We start from the raw sequence: 16,068 nt of genomic DNA on the forward strand, positions 1-16,068 counted from the left end.
TGGTCGTCGGGAATTGGTCATGCATAGGTCTCATCGCAGCGGCTGCCACATGGCGGCCGCCAGCGCAGGGATGAGGATCGTGCGGATCGCAGGTCGAACCATGGAGTCTTGAGGTCATGCATACCCGCCGCGACATCCTTCAGCTGCTCGGCGCCAGCGCCGGTGCTGGCTTGCTGGCCAGTGCCCTGCCCGCGTTCGCGGCTGCGCCTGCTGCACCTGCCTCCGCTGCCGGCGCATTCGTCAGCAAGCGCCCGCCGAAGGCGCAGCGCCGCTTCGTCAGCACCGCGGTCGAGCAGCAGATCGCGCAGATCAAGGCGCGTATCGCCGACCCCGAACTGGCCTGGCTGTTCGAGAACTGCTACCCGAACACGCTGGACACCACGGTGGAAACCGGCACCCGCAACGGCAAGCCGGACACCTTCGTCATCACCGGCGACATCCATGCGATGTGGCTGCGCGACTCTTCCGCGCAGGTGCACCCCTACGTGCCGCTGGCCAGGCGCGACCCCGCCTTGCGGCGCATGTTCCATGGCCTGATCCAGCGCCAGGCCGCGTGCATCACGCTGGACCCGTATGCCAACGCGTTCCTGCCCGATGGCCAGACCCAGCGCCTGAAGTGGTCGCTCAACGACATCACCGAGATGAAGCCCGGCGTGGGCGAGCGCAAGTGGGAAGTGGATTCGCTGTGCTATCCGATCCGTATCGCGCATGAATACTGGCGTGCCACTGGTGATGCCGCGCCATTCGACGACGACTGGCGCACGGCGATGCACGTGGTGGTGCGTACCTTCCGCGAGCAGCAGCGCAAGGACAATCGCGGCCCGTACGTATTCCAGCGGCCTTCGCCGCTGGCCACCGAAACACTGGTGCTGGAAGGCTACGGCCAGCCGACCAGACCCAACGGCATGATCCACTCGATGTTCCGCCCCTCCGACGATGCCTGCGTGTATCCGCTGTTCGTTCCGGCCAACCTGTTCGCAGTGACCTCGCTACGCCAGCTGGCCACGATGAGCACGGCCTTGCATCGTGACACTGCCTTCGCCGAAGAGTGCACCGCGCTGGCCGATGAAGTGGAAACCGCCACGCGCCAGTTCGGCCAGCAACGCGACAGCGACGGGCAAGCCTATTGGGCCTTCGAAGTGGACGGCTTCGGCAACCAGCTGTTCATCGATGACGCCAACGCGCCCGGCCTGCTCAGCCTGGCCTACCTGGGCTGTTGCGATCGCAGCGACCCGGTGTTCCTGCGCACGCGTCAACTGGCCTGGAGCGAGCGCAACCCGTATTTCTCGCGCGGCAGCGCTGCCGAGGGCGTGGGCAGCCCGCACAGCGGCATGGGCACCATCTGGCCGATGTCCATCATCCAGTACGCGCTGGTCAGCGACGACGACGCACAACTGCGCCAGTGCCTGCAGTGGCTCAAGACCACCCACGCCGGCACCGGCTTCATGCACGAGGCCTTCCACAAGGACGATCCCGGCACCTTCACCCGCGACTGGTTCGCCTGGGCCAACACCTTGTTCGGCGAGCTGATCATCGACCTGCATCGACGCAAACCCCAGCTGCTGCGCAGCGCCTGATCCATGCGCAGCGCCTGATCCCAGCCCTTCTCCCGTATGCGGGAGAAGGTGCCCGAAGGGCGGATGAGGGGACCCCGGCATCGGCCCATGAATTCCGAGACCACATACATGGCAACACGACGCAGTTTTCTCCAAGGCGCCATCGCCGCAGCATTGTTCGGAAGCGTGGGCCTGCCCGGCCTGGCCCGCGCGCGCGCCGGCAACTATGCACTGCCCGCCGATGCGCGCACTCGCGCCGATCTTACCCGGCATGTGGATGTCTTCATCGGTACCGGCGGTCACGGCCACACCTTCCCCGGTGCCACGCTGCCGTTCGGCATGGTGCAGCTGAGCCCGGATACCTATAACGCAGTGTGGGATGCGTGCTCGGGCTATCACGAATCCGATGGCTCGATCATGGGCTTCTCGCACACGCACCTGTCCGGCACCGGCATCGGCGACATGCTGGACTTCCTGCTGGTGCCCGCCACCGGCGAGGTCAAACTGGTGCCAGGCCCGCTGGACAACCCGGATGCGGGCTACCGCTCGCGCTTCGACCATGCGGACGAAGCCGCATCGCCCGGCTACTACCGAGTGCGGCTGAAAGACAGTGGCGTGCATGCCGAGCTCACCGCCACCGCGCGCGCCGGCCTGCACCGCTATCACTTCCCCAAGGGCAAGCCGGCACACGTGCTGCTGGACCTGTGCCATGGCATGCAGGACAAACCCGGCATCCCCACGCGCGTGAGCGATGCGCAACTGCGCGTGGTCGACGCGCAGACCCTCACCGGCGGACGCCGCGTCCATCAATGGGCGAAGGGGCGTTACATCTATTTCGCCCTGCGGCTGTCGCGGCCGTTCGCCAGCGTGCAGTTGTACGACGAAGACCAGCCACTGCCCGCCGGCACCCACAGCCGCGACGGCACTCATCTCAAGGCCGCACTGCACTTCGCCGATGCGGCCGATGCGCCGTTGCTGATCAAGGTCGGCATCTCGGCCGTCAGCGCCGACAATGCATTGGCCAATCTCGATGCGGAGCTGCCGGACTTCGACTTCGCACGCGTGCATGCGCAGGCGGTGGCGGCGTGGGAAAAGGAACTGGGCCGCGTGCGCATCGACAGCGACGACGACGCGCAACGGCGCATCTTCTACACCGGCCTGTATCACAGCCTGCTGGCGCCCACGCTGTTCTCCGACGTGGACAACCGCTACCGCGGCATGGACCTGCAGATCCACACCGCACCCAAGGGCTATCACAACTACAGTACCTATTCGCTGTGGGACACCTATCGCGCGGCGCATCCGCTGCTTACCCTGGTGCAACCCGAACGCGTGCCCGACCTGATGCAATGCCTGGTGCGCGGGGCCAACGAATGCCCGGACGGCGTGGGCATCTGGCCGCTGCAGGGCGTGGAAACCGGCTGCATGATCGGCTACCACTCGGCCGTGGTGCTGGCCGAGGCGCATGCCAAGGGCTTTACCGGCATCGACTACGCCGCGGCATGGCCGGCGTATCGCAAACGCGCCATGCACGACACCACCCATGGCCTGGAGTATTACCGCACGCTCGGCTACATCCCCGCCGACAAGGTGGACGAAGCGGTCAGCCGCACACTGGAATACGCCTACGACGACTGGGCCTGCGCGCACCTGGCGCAGGCGGCCGGTGCCAGCGCAGATGCTCGCGCACTGCGCGAGCGCTCGCACAATTACCGTCATCTGTTCAATCGCGACAGCGGTTTCGTGCAGCCACGGCTGGAAAACGGGAACTGGGCTGCTCCGTTCGATCCGCGTGGCATGGGCCACGGCAAGCGCTGGCGCGATTTCACCGAGTCCAATGCCTGGCAGGCCACCTTCCTCAATCAGCACGATCTGTACGGTTACATGGACTTATATGGCGGCCGCGATGGCTTCGTGGCCAAGCTGGACGAGTTGTTTTCCACCAGCTCCGAACTGCCCGCCGATGCGCCACCGGACATCGACGGCATGGTGGGCCAATACGCGCACGGCAACGAGCCCAGCCACCATGTGGCGTATCTGTTCGCCTATGCAGGCCAGCCGTACAAGACCCAGGCGATGGTGCGCCGCCTGCTGCGCGAGCAATACCACGATGCGCGCAACGGTCTTTCAGGCAACGAAGACTGTGGGCAGATGAGCGCGTGGTTCGTGCTCAGCGCATTGGGGCTTTACGCAGTGGATCCGGTCAGCGGCAACTGGATCGTGGGCAGCCCGTTGTTCAAGCGCGCAGAGCTCGACGTCGGCAACGGCCGCACGCTGCGCATCGTGGCCAAGGACAACAACGCGCAGAACGTCTATGTGCAGTCGCTGGCGTTCAACGGAACACCGTTGACCCGTGCCTGGCTGCGCCACGCGGAACTGGCCGCAGGCGGTACGCTGGAATTGGCCATGGGCCCCAAGCCCAACCCGGCCTTCGGCGCCGCCGAGCAGGATCTGCCACCGTCGTTTGCGTGATGGCGCGCGCTTGCCGCAGATGGCAAGCGCGCTCCTGCTTCCGGCCGCAGGAGTGCTACCCTCCCTTCCCCCGCATGCAAGGAGCCTTTCTCCATCGTTCTCCCGCACGCGCGTCTGCGCCTACGCGGCAGGCCTGCCGCACCGTTTCGATCAGAGGCCAGCCCTCGACTCTTTCGCATGCGAGCGATCACGCCCGGGTACGGATGAGTGCCTGACGCAGTGATTCCCCCCTCGCCCTCCCCATCACCGAGATCGCCCATGTTGCGCAACACCCTTGCACCGTTGGTCCTGGCACTCGCACTTGCACTTCCCGCCGCTGCCGCCACTCCCGATTCCTGGCCCACCTTCGGCACGCAGGGCACGCAGTTCGTGCGCGACGGCAAGCCTTATCAGATCCTGTCCGGCGCCATCCACTTCCAGCGCATCCCGCGCGCCTACTGGAAGGATCGCCTGCAGAAGGCGCGCGCACTCGGCTTGAACACCATCGAAACCTATGTGTTCTGGAATCTGGTCGAACCGCAGCAGGGGAAGTTCGATTTTTCCGCCAACAACGACGTCGCCGCCTTCGTGCGCGAAGCCGCCGCGCAGGGCTTCAACGTGATCCTGCGCCCCGGCCCGTACGTTTGCGCCGAATGGGAGGCCGGTGGCTACCCTGCCTGGCTGTTCGGCAAGGACAATATCCGCGTGCGCAGCCGCGACCCGCGCTTTCTGGCCGCCAGCCAGGCGTATCTGGATGCGGTGGCCCAGCAGGTGCGTCCGCTGCTCAATCACAACGGCGGGCCGATCATCGCCGTACAGGTGGAAAACGAATACGGCTCCTACGACGACGACCACGCCTACATGGCCGACAACCGCGCCATGTACGTCAAGGCCGGCTTCGACAAGGCCTTGCTGTTCACGTCCGATGGCGCGGACATGCTGGCCAACGGCACCTTGCCCGACACCCTGGCAGTGGTGAATTTCGCGCCGGGTGAAGCCAAGAGCGCGTTCGAAAAACTCATCAAGTTCCGTCCCGAGCAGCCGCGCATGGTGGGCGAGTACTGGGCCGGCTGGTTCGATCATTGGGGCAAGGCGCATGCCGATACCGATGCCAGGCAACAGACCGAAGAGCTGGAATGGATCCTGCGCCAGGGCTATTCGGCCAACCTGTACATGTTCGTCGGCGGCACCAGCTTCGGCTTCATGAATGGCGCCAACTTCCAGGGCAATCCCAGCGATCATTACGCCCCGCAGACCACCAGCTACGACTACAACGCCATGCTGGACGAAGCCGGCCAGCCCACCCCCAAGTTCGCGATGATGCGCGATGCCATCGCCCGCGTCACCGGCGTGCAGCCGCCTGCGTTGCCCGCGCCGATCGCGATGACGGCATTGCCACAGACGCCGCTGCGCGAATCGGCCTCGCTGTGGGACAACCTGCCCGCACCGATCGCCATCGACACCCCCAAGCCGATGGAGCACTTCGGCCAGGATTACGGCTACATCCTCTACCGCACCACCATCACCGGCCCGCGCAAGGGCGCGCTGTACCTGGGCGATGTCCGCGACGTGGCGCGGGTGTATGTCGACCGGAAGCCGGCAGGTAGCGTCGAACGCCGGCTGCAGCAGGTCTCCACCACGGTGGACATCCCGGCAGGCGAACATACGCTGGATGTGCTGGTCGAGAACAGCGGCCGCGTCAACTACGGTACCCGCATGGCCGATGGCCGCGCCGGCCTCATCGACCCGGTCCTGCTGGACAACCAGCCGCTCACCGGCTGGCAGGCGTTCCCGCTGCCGATGCGTTCGCCCGACAGCATCCGCGGCTGGACCCGCAAGGCCGTCGATGGCCCGGCGTTCCATCGCGGCACCCTGAAGGTCGGCACGCCCACCGACACCTTCCTGGACATGCGCGCCTTCGGCAAGGGCATCGCCTGGGCCAACGGCGTCAACCTGGGCCGCCACTGGAACATCGGCGCGCAGCGCGGGCTGTACTTCCCCGCACCGTTCCAGCGCAATGGCGACAACACGGTGGTGGTGTTCGATCTGGATACCGTGGCCGCGCCCAGCCTGTCCGGCGTCAAGCAACAGGTGTGGATCAAGCCGGCGGAGTGAGCGCGCAGTAGATTCCGTGCCGGCGCCCCTGGCCGCCGGCACCCTGCGCTCGTTGCACCAAGCCACACACGCGACATCGATGCAGCGGCATGCCACACGTCCGGGACCGCGCCGCGCCCTTCAGAGAGCGTGGCCGCTGCCGCTATCAGGACATCCGGTGCTGCCGCACCGTCCGCGACCGCCGAGGTATCGGGCGGAGCGGATTCCAGGCAAGATCACCGGCTGACTCCGTTACGGATGCGCTTGCTTGCGACGTAGACGGCTCGATTGCTGGTTCCAGGAGCGTTGCATGTCCTCGTCCACCGTTACGCAAGAATCCGTTTCCGCCGATGCGGAGCACACCCAGCACGCCTTCGCCGAACAGGTCCACGGCAAGCCGATGGACAGCACCGAGGCGGCGCACAGGATGGCCTTCCTGTGCCAGACCGAATCGGCGAAGAAGCCGCAGACGCTGCTGCCGCCGCAGGTGCGCGACGACACCGCGGCCTGAGCACTCCGAAGGCGCGAACCACTGACGAGCGCCAGTTGCGATCGTCAGTGGCCGGCCAGCGTGCTCACTTGAACGCGTTGAGTACCGCGAGCAGGCTGGTCAGGTCATCGGCCACGCCAGTTTGCGCCACCTTTTCGGTCGCACCGGCAGCCGCCGTGGTCTCCACGCTATAGATCTGCATCACGCCATGGTTGGCCGCGGCCTGCGCCAGGGTGTTTTGCTGTTGCTGCACCGCGACGGCGTTCTGAAACAGTATGCCGGTCGAATGGGCCAGGCTCTGGTAGATCGAACCCAGCGCTATCGCAGGCGCTTCGCCCACGACCTTGACGTTGGACCGGGTGACGGCATCGGTGACCTGTTCATTGACTGCAGTTGGGAAGGCCATGTTCGGCTCCTGAGTGGACGGAATGCACGGCATGACGCGCACTGGCCGCCAACGGCATGTTCGTGGCGTCGCACGACTCGGACCAGGCGGCAGCGCACTGCGGTGCCCTTCCGATAGCGGCATCCAGGCCTACCGCTGAATCCGCGCCATGCAGCTTCGCAATGCACGTCGCAACACCGATGTGCCCAGGTAGCCAGCAAGAGCGGCCAGCACAGCGACTGCGCAGCCACCAGACGGCGCGGCCGGAGCTCGGAATCGGCATGTATCACTCGTACACTGACGACTGCTCGCTACGTTCTTCCAGCCGTTCTGAATCCACACCGCACTGGAGCTCGATGTTTCCCATGCGCTTGCTGATCTACCTCATCGCCAGTCTTGCTGCCTGCGGCGTCCAGGCACGCCCTGCCGTGTCGACGGCGTCGCCGATCGTACTCAGTGAATTCATCGCCGACCCCGCCCCCACGCCGCAGGCGCACGCCTCCACCCTGCTGGAAACCCGCAATGGGCAGTTGCTGGCGGCCTGGTTCGGCGGTACGCGCGAAGGTGCGCCCGATGTCGGTATCTGGCTTGCGCGACGTGGCCCGCAGCAGTGGCAGACCCCACAGCGCATTGCCGATGGCGCGCATGCCGGCAGGCAAGGCGCCGCTGTGCCGGCGTGGAATCCGGTGCTGTTCCAATCGGCCACCGGGCCGGTACAGCTGTATTACAAGCTCGGCCCCACCCCACGGCAGTGGTGGGGGCTACGTCTTACCTCGGCCGACAACGGCGCGAGCTGGTCGGCACCGCAACGATTACCCGACGGCATTCTTGGGCCGATCAAGAACAAGCCGCTGCAGTTACCGAGCGGACGCATCCTGGCACCCAGCAGCAGCGAAGACCGCGGCTGGCGCGCGCATCTGGAATGGAGCGATGACGACGGCGCGCACTGGCAGCGCAGCATGCCGCTCAACGACCCGGGCGTGATCGGCGCCATCCAGCCCAGCCTGCTGCTGCATGCCGACGGCCGCGTGCAGGCCTTGGGGCGCAGCCAGCAGAACCGGCTCTTCAGCACCTTCTCCGATGATGGCGGTCTGCACTGGCAACCGATGCAACTGCTCGATGTGCACAACCCCAATTCCGGTACCGACGCGGTGATGCTGCGCGACGGCCGCGCCTTGCTGGTCTACAACCCCGCCATCGCCGGCAAGGACTGGTGGGAGGGGCGTGGCACGCTGGCCGTTGCCGTCTCCGACGACGGCACCCATTGGCAACGCGTGCTGACGCTGGAGGACAGCGAAAAAGACGAGTTTTCCTATCCTGCGGTGATCCAGACCCGCGACGGCCTGGTCCACATCAGCTACACCTGGAAGCGCCAGCGCATCAAGCACGTGGTACTCGACCCGACGCTGCTTGCGGGCCAAGGCGGCCTCTGACAACCAGTCATCACGAGGCGATGTTCGGCGCCGGGGCGATCACGCGCGTTTTGAACCAACACTGCCACAGCATCACCACCCTCAGCGTCTCAATTGCGTTGCAGCCCCACGACCTCGTCGCCATCGATCACACACGCCCTTCTCCCGCCTGCGGGAGAAGGTGCCCGAAGGGCGGATGAGGGCCGCGCCGCACCGGGCGCAAGACAGCACCCCGGAACGCTCACCCCCCTGCAGCAGCCGACGCGCCCAACACGTCCACGATCCTACGCACCCGCTGCACGTCGGTGCGCTGGTAATCGCCGCCCAGGTCGCTGATGTAGGCATGCGGCGCAGGCACCTGCGCAGCCACCACCCCTCGTGCGGACGCATGGAATTCGCAGGCACCGGTGCGGGCGCGCAAGCTGGCGACATTGTGTTCGGAGACACCGGCACCCGGCATGATGCCGATACGGCCGGCGGCCTGCTGCACCAGCGCGGCGATGACGTCGGCACCCTCGATGGCGCTGGCGCGCCCACCGGAGGTCAGCACACGCTCGCACCCCAGCGCGATCGCATCTTCCAGCACACGCGAGGGATCCGCACTGACGTCGATCGCACGATGGAAGGTCACCCCCAGCGGGCCAGCCGCCTCGATCAGCACGCGCATCGTGTCCATGTCGACCTGGCCATGGCGATCCAGCGCACCCAGCACCACGCCATCGCAGCCCAGCGCAACGCATTGCTGCACATCGCGGCGCATCGCCTCCACTTCATCGGCACTGAACACGAAGTCGCCCACGCGCGGGCGGATCAGCACATACAGCGGAATCCGCAAGCGCGCGCGTACCACCGCCAGCGTGCCGAACGAGGGCGTCAGCCCGCCACCATCCAACCCGCCGCACAGCTCCACCCGCATCGCCCCGCCGTCCTGCGCGGCCACTGCCGATGCCACCGAATCGGCCGCAACTTCAAGACCCAATGCACTCATGCCGCCGGCTCGCTGGTGTAATGGCTCTCGCCGGGCACCAGCAGATCCTGCCGCTGCGCATCGCACACCGCGTAGCTGAAGCCCTTCTGGATCGCGAACGCACCCACCTCGCCACGCTTGTTCATCGCCAGGAAGCCGACCTGCAGCGTGCGCGTCAACTCCGGTTTGCGTCGGATCAAGCGCATCACCACTTCGCGGCAGGCCTGCGCCGGCGACTTGCCCTGGCGCATCATTTCCACCACCGCGAAGCTGCCGACATTGCGGATCACCTCTTCGCCCACACCCGTCGAGGTCGCGCCGCCCACCTCATTGTCCACGTACAGGCCGGCACCGATGATCGGGCTGTCGCCCACCCGCCCGTGCATCTTCCACGCCATGCCGCTGGTGGTGCATGCCCCGGACAGATTGCCGTGCGCGTCCAGCGCAATCATGCCGATGGTGTCGTGGTTGTCCTTGCCGCCGGGCAGCTTGGCATCGCGCCAGGCGCGGTTTTCCACGTTGGCCTCCGGCGCGTACTTCGAGGTCTTCAACCATTGCTTCCATGCCGCTTCCGAACTCGGCGTCAGCAGGTTGGTCTGCGGAAAGCCCTGCGCAAGTGCGAACTGCCGGGCGCCATCGCCCACCAGCATCACGTGCGGGGTCTTTTCCATCACCGCACGCGCCACCGAGATGGCATGCACCACATCTTCCAGCGACGCCACCGCACCGCAGTTGCCCAGGTGATCCATGATGCAGGCATCCAGCGTCACCCGCCCGTCTCGATCCGGATATCCGCCCAGGCCGACGGTGGGATTGTTCGGGTCGGCCTCGGGCACGCGCACACCGGCCTCCACTGCATCCAGCGCCATGCCACCGCTATCGAGAATCTTCCAGGCCTCCTGATTGGCGGCCACGCCGAAATCCCAGGTGGAAATCACCCGCGCAGCGCCCTTGGGCAGCGCCGCAGGGCGTGCTGCCGTCGTGCCCGCCGCTGCGGCCTGCGCACGCGCGCCCCACCCGGCCAGGCCGGAAGCGATGGCGCCCAGGGTGGCGCTCTTGAGGAAGTGACGACGTTGGATCATCCAGGCGAACTCCGTAACGGAAACAGATGCCGCGCACTGCGCCGCAGCCTCCCATCATGCGGCAGCAACGCTCGCGGATAAACCGCATTACCCCGCGCCTCGATGCGGATTGAGGCATAACGCCCGCGGGCATGATGCGCATCGCCGCGCCTCCTTTCGCAAGGTCGCAGCTTCGGACAGCGGCTGTTGCTGCAGCCAGCCTGCACGGACGTCGACGCGATGCAGGTCAGTGGACTCGGGCACGCGGATGTCGGCGATGGCTGAGCTGCGCACGCGCTGCTGCGTCGATGGCATGTGCCAAGACCTGCCCGCCAATACAGAAGGAAGGCGTCAGGCAAACGAACGACAGCACACCCGGTCCACCGTGTGCAATCGCCAGCTGCCAATGAACAAGCGATCTGATCCGTCGACGACACGCCCGCGCGCGGCCCCCAGGACATCACTTGCGTCGATGAAGGGTTGTGCACCAGTCCGACGCCCCGGCGCGGGCTCGCCACGTACTTCAACCCCCCAGCGCGACTGCGCCCGCCGCGCGTCGCCGAGCCGGATCCGCAAACGCAGCGGACACGGCCAAGCCACTGCCGCTGACGGTCATTGAGCGCCACGGCAGCGCTTCGAAAAAAAACTGCATCCGTTTAACCCCGTTTGCCGCCTTGGTCCGTTTCACCTGCAGAGGCGCAGTGCACGGCGACCTCGGGCTGCCCGGTTGTTCACCCATTCGTTCTCGCCACGCAAAGGATTCCCATGCCACGTCACAGCCTACTCGCGCTCGCCTTGCTGCTGAGCGCCTGCTCGCACGAGCCCACCTCACCCGTCGTTGGCGGCCCGCCCGCATCGCCCGACGCAGTGGCGCCGTCACCTTCCACCGACGAGATCGCATACGCGCCTATTGACCTGCCCATGCCGCCTCCGCCGGTCGCGTACACGCCCGCCCCCCCAGCTCCACCCGTGCACGCGCGGCCCGCACCGATGCCTGACGGCACGCTTGCGCGGCAAGCGCCTGCTGCGGCGCTGATGGCACTCCCCGAAAGCCACAGCATGGTCATGCCGGCGCCAGCGGTCGCCCCGGTCGAGAACCGCGAAACCTACCAGACCCTCAGCGACAACCCGATCGTGCAGGCCGCGGAAAACCCGGTGTCCACCTTCAGCATCGATGTCGATACCGGCAGCTACAGCAACGTGCGGCGCTATCTCACCAGTGGCAGCCTGCCGCCGGTGGATGCGGTGCGCGTGGAAGAGATGATCAACTACTTCCGCTACGACGACCCCGCGCCCCGCGATGGCCAGCCCTTCGCGGTGCGCACCGAACTGGCTCCCGCGCCCTGGAACGGCGAGCACCTGCTGCTGCGCATCGGCATCAATGGACGCGATGTCCCGACCACTGCGCTGCCGGCCGCCAATCTGGTGTTCCTGGTCGATGTCTCCGGGTCGATGGACGCGCCCGACAAGCTGCCGTTGCTGCAATCCTCGCTCAAACTGTTGACGCGCCAGCTGCGCGCGCAGGACCGCATCACGCTAGTTACCTACGCAGGCAGCACCGCGGTCGTGTTGCCGCCCACGCCGGGCGACCAGCAGGCACGCATCGTCGAAGCCATCGACAGCCTGCAATCCGGTGGTGGCACCGCCGGTGCCAGCGGCATCGAGCTGGCCTACCGCGCCGCACAGCAGAGCTACCTGCGCGACGGCATCAACCGCATCCTGCTGGCCACCGATGGCGACTTCAATGTCGGCGTCACCGACTTCGATGCGCTCAAGGGCATGGTCGCCTAAAGGCGGCGTTCCGGCGTGGCGCTGTCCACGCTGGGCTTTGGCACCGGCAACTACAACGACACGCTGATGGAGCAGTTGGCCGATGCCGGCAACGGTGCCTACGCCTATATCGACTCGCCACTGGAAGCACGCAAGGTACTGACCCACGAACTGGGCGCCACGCTGGAGACCATCGCGCGCGACGTCAAGATCCAGGTCGAGTTCAACCCGGCAACGGTGCAGGATTACCGGCTGATCGGCTACGAGAATCGTGCCCTGCGCCGCGAAGACTTCAACAACGACCAGGTCGATGCTGGCGACATCGGTGCCGGCCACAGCGTGACCGCGCTGTATGAGATCACCCCGGTCACCAGCACCGCCTCGGTCGATCCGCTGCGCTACGCCGCCAACCTGCTGCGTCCGGCGGGCAACGCAGACAACGAACTTGCCCACCTCAAGCTGCGCTATAAATTGCCCAGCGCGCACCGCAGCAGCCTGATCGACACCATCATCCGCCGCGACCAGCAGGTGGCATTGGATGCCTCCAGCGAGGCCTTCCGGTTCTCTGCGGCCGTGGCCGGTTTCGGCCAGCGCCTGCGCGGTGGCAGCCAACTGCACGGCTGGGACTTCCCGCAGGTGCGCGCCCTGGCCGCAGGCAGTATCGGCAAGGATCGGAATGGGTATCGCGCCGACTTCCTGCGCATGGTGCAGCAGGCCGAAGCACTCGGCAGCCGGCCGGTCGCAACCACGGACTGATGCACGCGGCGGTTGCCTATACTGCGCGCATGCATCCAGCCGATCTTGCGCCGCTGCCCGACGAGGAGCTCATGCTCCTCGTCGCCAATGGTTTTGTCGAACAACCGGCCACCGAGTTGTTCAAACGCCATAACCGCGCCCTGTTCAACTTCCTGGCCTGGCAGTGCGAAGGCAATCTGAGCGAGGCCGAAGACCTCGCGCAGAAAACCTGGGTCAAGCTGATGACCCGCTGCAGCGACTATCGTCCCGGGCAGGCCGCCTTCACCAGTTTCCTGTTCCAGATCGCGCGCAATGCCTGGCTCGACACGCGGCGCAGCGCCTACGTCGCCACCTCGGTGCCGCTGGAAGATCCCCATCTACAGCTGCCCGACGATGACCTGTCCACCGAGCAACTAGCCATGCTGGGACAGCAGCAACAGCGCGTGCGCGCAGCCGTCATGGCCCTGCCCGATGCGCAACGCGAAGTGGTGGTCTTGCGCTTCTTCGTCGGGATGGCAGTGGAAGACATCGCGCAGGTGGTGGGCGACGGCTTCGAGACGGTCAAGAGCCGACTGCGCTACGCCTTCGCCAAACTGCGCCTGAGCCTGGACGCGGTGCAATGAACGCGGCCTTCGAACGCTTCCTCGCTGGCGACGACGGCCTGGCTGCACTGTTGCAGGCCCAGCCGGGCTATCTGCCGCCTGCGCGCATGGATGCCTGGTTTGCACAGGCCGCGCAGCAGGCCGAGCGCGCACGCAACACCGCTACGCAAGACGCCGCACAACGCGAACCACTCGCGTCGATGGACGCGCAAGTTGCCGCATTGGCTGCGCAATCCGATCAAACGCAGGCCGCGCCGCCAGCAGAAGGCGCGCGCGATGCAGCCTTGCAAGAAACCGCGCAATTCGAACCGCCATCATCGATGGCTGCGGTGTTTGCTGCTGCAGCCGCGCAGGCCGACCTGTCACAGGCCGCACGGCGCGCCGCCATCCAGGGGCGCCTTCGTGCGGGCGAGGATGCGGCGCAGGCACTGGGCGCACCCGTGCAGGACGCGACGCGTGCATGGCTGCAGCGGCTTCCGCCGTCCGCCGGCAGCGACTCCACCGATGGCGATGCACGGTATCGGCACGGCGGCGCTGAAGCGGCTGCGTCGGCCGATGACAGCCAGCCAGCTGCGCATGCTGCGAGCGTGCAGGTATCCGGTCCTGCAGCGGGCGATTCCACGCACAGCGTGGCCCAGGCCATGGCAACGGCCGAAGTGACGACCAACGCAACAACGCCCGTCGCTGTGGCAGCAGCCGATGCGCTGCATGCGGCGAAACCGGCGGTGCGGCGCGCGCGCCGGCAACGCTGGATGCCGGCGCTGGCGCTGGCCGCATCGGTTACCCTGGCCGTGGGTGTCGGGCTGCACTGGCAGGCCACCGCACCGCTGACCGAGCCCCCCATGGAGGCGGCACGCATCGCCGTCCATGAGCCTGCAGACCAGACCAATGAACCGCAGGCTGCACCAGTGGCGGCAAGCCCGGCCGGGTCTGGCTCTGCATCTGCATTCGAAGACGGCTTGGTCGCAGAACGCTCGCCGGTGCCACCACCATTGGCATCCATGCCACCACCCGTATCGGCAAAGCCCTCAGCCGCATTCGCCGCTCCCCCGAGTCCAGCGCCGTCTGCCCCGCCTGCTCCACCGGCACCGCCCGCGCCGGTTGCAGCCTTGCCGGAACCGATGGCTGCTGCACCGGCCCCACCGCTGCCTGCAGCCCCGATGGCAGCGATTGCCAACGGCAGCGCGCAGCAGACCACGCAAGACCGGCCGAACGCAGCGGCGCCCGCCTCGGCACATCTGCCCGGCGCACCCCTGCCGGCAATCGACACCCAGCAGCGATCACTCGCCGAAGCCGGCAAGTCGCCACCCTCCATCCAGGCTGACAGTGCCACCCCAGCCGCTCAGTCTTCCGGACTGCTACCGCGCATTCCGCCGAAAACGGCTCTACTGACAGCCCCTGCGGCGCAGCGACGGCCGGCAGACCACACTGCAGCAATGCTGGGCGAAGCAACAGCGGCGCCGGCAGCGGCGTCACAACCGATATCGGCCAGCCGGCTTGCGACATCCGACACCGCGCGGCAGCGCGCTGCGTCTGCCGCGGCAGCGCAGGTGCTGCCACTGTCGAGCACTCCAGGCGAATGGATCGATCGCCATCTGCGCGCGGGCCATCGCGCGCCGGCCAGGCTGCGTCTCGAAGCCGCCACACCGGATGCACCTGACGTCAGGCGTTGGGCGGACCAGCTGCGTACCGCCTGCCGCGATCGCGGTTGGTCCACGCAGATCGAGATCGCGTCCAATGCGCAGCTACCGGATGATCGCCTGCGCATCGAAGTGCAGGTCGCCCCGAGCACCGATTGAGCCCGGCGCCTGTAGCTGGGTTTCAGACGCCAGCCCGGCAGGCACAGGCCTCGATGCTCGCCAGCAGTGTGCAACGACCAGTAACAGCAGAGACGTCACAAACTGCCCGCCTTCGCTGCACCGATCAGCCTTCGGCCACCTCACCGTTCTCGCCAGCCTCACCGTCCTCGCGCAACAGGCTGCTCAGCACGTGGTCGCGCCATATGCCATTCAATTGCAGATAACGCCGTGCGCGGCCTTCGATCTGGAAGCCCAATCGCGCCAGGACCTGCGCGCTGCGCACGTTATCGGGCACGTACTGCGCCATCACCCGGTGCAGGCCCAAGGGACCGAACACGAACGCGATGCCCTGCCTGGCGGCCCATTGCATCAGGCCGCGCCCCTGATGGGACGCATCCAGGCCGTAACCGAGATGGCAGGCCTGGAACGCACCGCGCTGGATCTGGGTGAAGCCCACCGTGCCGATCACCTGCTGCGCCGCGACCAGCACCAACTGGAGTTCGCGTTCGCCGGGCACCGAATTGCGATAGGCGATGCACAACCGCCGCCAGCCCTCCGCGGTGTAGAACGCGTCCGGCCGCAGCGGCATCGCATCGGCCAGATGCGCACGATTGCGCGCGTGATACTCGGCGACCGCAGCCGGATCGACGCTGGCAAGGTCGCAGAGCAGCACACCGTCGGCATGCCGCCGCGGCAGAAACGCAGGCAAGCTCATTGCCTGCCTCCATCACCGCGTTGTTGCGCAT

General features: G+C 66.7%; 11 protein-coding genes and 1 pseudogene. 8 read left to right on the top strand and 4 right to left on the bottom strand.

The features are described from left to right. Nucleotides 1-116: 116 nt before the first annotated feature. The 4 genes from LL964_RS08475 (at nt 117) to LL964_RS08490 (ending at nt 6,612) form a co-directional block, all read left to right on the top strand. On the top strand, nt 117-1,577 hold the full coding sequence (locus LL964_RS08475; protein WP_104586543.1) for a glycoside hydrolase family 125 protein: 1,461 nt from the start codon (nt 117-119) through the stop codon (nt 1,575-1,577). Between the two features lie 108 nt (nt 1,578-1,685). Then, nucleotides 1,686-4,028 (top strand): GH92 family glycosyl hydrolase, encoded by a 2,343-nt coding sequence (locus LL964_RS08480; protein WP_104586828.1) that lies wholly within the window; start codon nt 1,686-1,688, stop codon nt 4,026-4,028. A gap of 258 nt (nt 4,029-4,286) precedes the next feature. Beyond that, complete coding sequence (locus LL964_RS08485; RefSeq protein ID WP_104586544.1) at nt 4,287-6,122, top strand: glycoside hydrolase family 35 protein; 1,836 nt, start codon at nt 4,287-4,289, stop codon at nt 6,120-6,122. 289 nt (nt 6,123-6,411) lie between these two features. Next, nucleotides 6,412-6,612, top strand: a complete 201-nt coding sequence (locus tag LL964_RS08490) for a hypothetical protein (protein WP_104586545.1) — start codon at nt 6,412-6,414, stop codon at nt 6,610-6,612. Nucleotides 6,613-6,676: 64 nt separating this feature from the next. Here the strand turns inward: LL964_RS08490 and LL964_RS08495 are convergent, their stop codons facing one another. After that, nucleotides 6,677-6,997: a RebB family R body protein gene (locus LL964_RS08495; protein ID WP_104586546.1), complete on the bottom strand. Its 321-nt coding sequence runs from the start codon at nt 6,995-6,997 to the stop codon at nt 6,677-6,679. A gap of 335 nt (nt 6,998-7,332) precedes the next feature. On the opposite strand from LL964_RS08495, the gene LL964_RS08500 reads away from it, so the two are divergent. After that, a complete protein-coding gene (locus LL964_RS08500; protein WP_104586547.1) occupies nt 7,333-8,409 on the top strand; it encodes a sialidase family protein in 1,077 nt (358 codons plus the stop codon). Nucleotides 8,410-8,629: 220 nt separating this feature from the next. On the opposite strand, the gene LL964_RS08505 is transcribed toward LL964_RS08500, so the two are convergent. Continuing rightward, on the bottom strand, nt 8,630-9,376 hold the full coding sequence (locus LL964_RS08505) for a copper homeostasis protein CutC (RefSeq protein WP_146092336.1): 747 nt from the start codon (nt 9,374-9,376) through the stop codon (nt 8,630-8,632). Further along, nucleotides 9,373-10,437, bottom strand: a complete 1,065-nt coding sequence (locus LL964_RS08510) for a glycosylasparaginase (protein WP_104586548.1) — start codon at nt 10,435-10,437, stop codon at nt 9,373-9,375. The genes LL964_RS08505 and LL964_RS08510 overlap by 4 nt, the downstream gene beginning before the upstream one ends. Before the next feature lie 900 nt (nt 10,438-11,337). On the opposite strand from LL964_RS08510, the pseudogene LL964_RS08515 reads away from it, so the two are divergent. From LL964_RS08515 to LL964_RS08525, 3 genes and pseudogenes are all read left to right on the top strand, one after another. Continuing rightward, a pseudogene (locus LL964_RS08515) lies at nt 11,338-12,942 on the top strand (vWA domain-containing protein). Between the two features lie 29 nt (nt 12,943-12,971). Then, nucleotides 12,972-13,544: a sigma-70 family RNA polymerase sigma factor gene (locus LL964_RS08520; protein ID WP_104586549.1), complete on the top strand. Its 573-nt coding sequence runs from the start codon at nt 12,972-12,974 to the stop codon at nt 13,542-13,544. After that, a complete protein-coding gene (locus LL964_RS08525; protein ID WP_167395248.1) occupies nt 13,541-15,322 on the top strand; it encodes a hypothetical protein in 1,782 nt (593 codons plus the stop codon). Before LL964_RS08520 ends, LL964_RS08525 begins: the two co-directional genes overlap by 4 nt. A 124-nt stretch (nt 15,323-15,446) precedes the next feature. Here the strand turns inward: LL964_RS08525 and LL964_RS08530 are convergent, their stop codons facing one another. Further along, nucleotides 15,447-16,037, bottom strand: a complete 591-nt coding sequence (locus LL964_RS08530; protein ID WP_104586552.1) for a GNAT family N-acetyltransferase — start codon at nt 16,035-16,037, stop codon at nt 15,447-15,449. Between the last annotated feature and the right edge of the window lie 31 nt (nt 16,038-16,068).

The organism is Xanthomonas melonis, from assembly GCF_020783655.1.
GTDB lineage: Bacteria > Pseudomonadota > Gammaproteobacteria > Xanthomonadales > Xanthomonadaceae > Xanthomonas > Xanthomonas melonis.

What these genes read in the sequence shown, in the direction of transcription:
- LL964_RS08480 (WP_104586828.1), top strand. Translation starts at nt 1,686, where the DNA reads ATGGCAACACGACGCAGTTTTCTCCAAGGCGCCATCGCCGCAGCATTG.
- LL964_RS08530 (WP_104586552.1), bottom strand. Translation starts at nt 16,037, where the DNA reads ATGAGCTTGCCTGCGTTTCTGCCGCGGCGGCATGCCGACGGTGTGCTG.
- LL964_RS08505 (WP_146092336.1), bottom strand. Translation starts at nt 9,376, where the DNA reads ATGAGTGCATTGGGTCTTGAAGTTGCGGCCGATTCGGTGGCATCGGCA.
- LL964_RS08475 (WP_104586543.1), top strand. Translation starts at nt 117, where the DNA reads ATGCATACCCGCCGCGACATCCTTCAGCTGCTCGGCGCCAGCGCCGGT.
- LL964_RS08500 (WP_104586547.1), top strand. Translation starts at nt 7,333, where the DNA reads ATGTTTCCCATGCGCTTGCTGATCTACCTCATCGCCAGTCTTGCTGCC.
- LL964_RS08490 (WP_104586545.1), top strand. Translation starts at nt 6,412, where the DNA reads ATGTCCTCGTCCACCGTTACGCAAGAATCCGTTTCCGCCGATGCGGAG.
- LL964_RS08485 (WP_104586544.1), top strand. Translation starts at nt 4,287, where the DNA reads ATGTTGCGCAACACCCTTGCACCGTTGGTCCTGGCACTCGCACTTGCA.
- LL964_RS08510 (WP_104586548.1), bottom strand. Translation starts at nt 10,437, where the DNA reads ATGATCCAACGTCGTCACTTCCTCAAGAGCGCCACCCTGGGCGCCATC.
- LL964_RS08520 (WP_104586549.1), top strand. Translation starts at nt 12,972, where the DNA reads ATGCATCCAGCCGATCTTGCGCCGCTGCCCGACGAGGAGCTCATGCTC.
- LL964_RS08495 (WP_104586546.1), bottom strand. Translation starts at nt 6,997, where the DNA reads ATGGCCTTCCCAACTGCAGTCAATGAACAGGTCACCGATGCCGTCACC.
- LL964_RS08525 (WP_167395248.1), top strand. Translation starts at nt 13,541, where the DNA reads ATGAACGCGGCCTTCGAACGCTTCCTCGCTGGCGACGACGGCCTGGCT.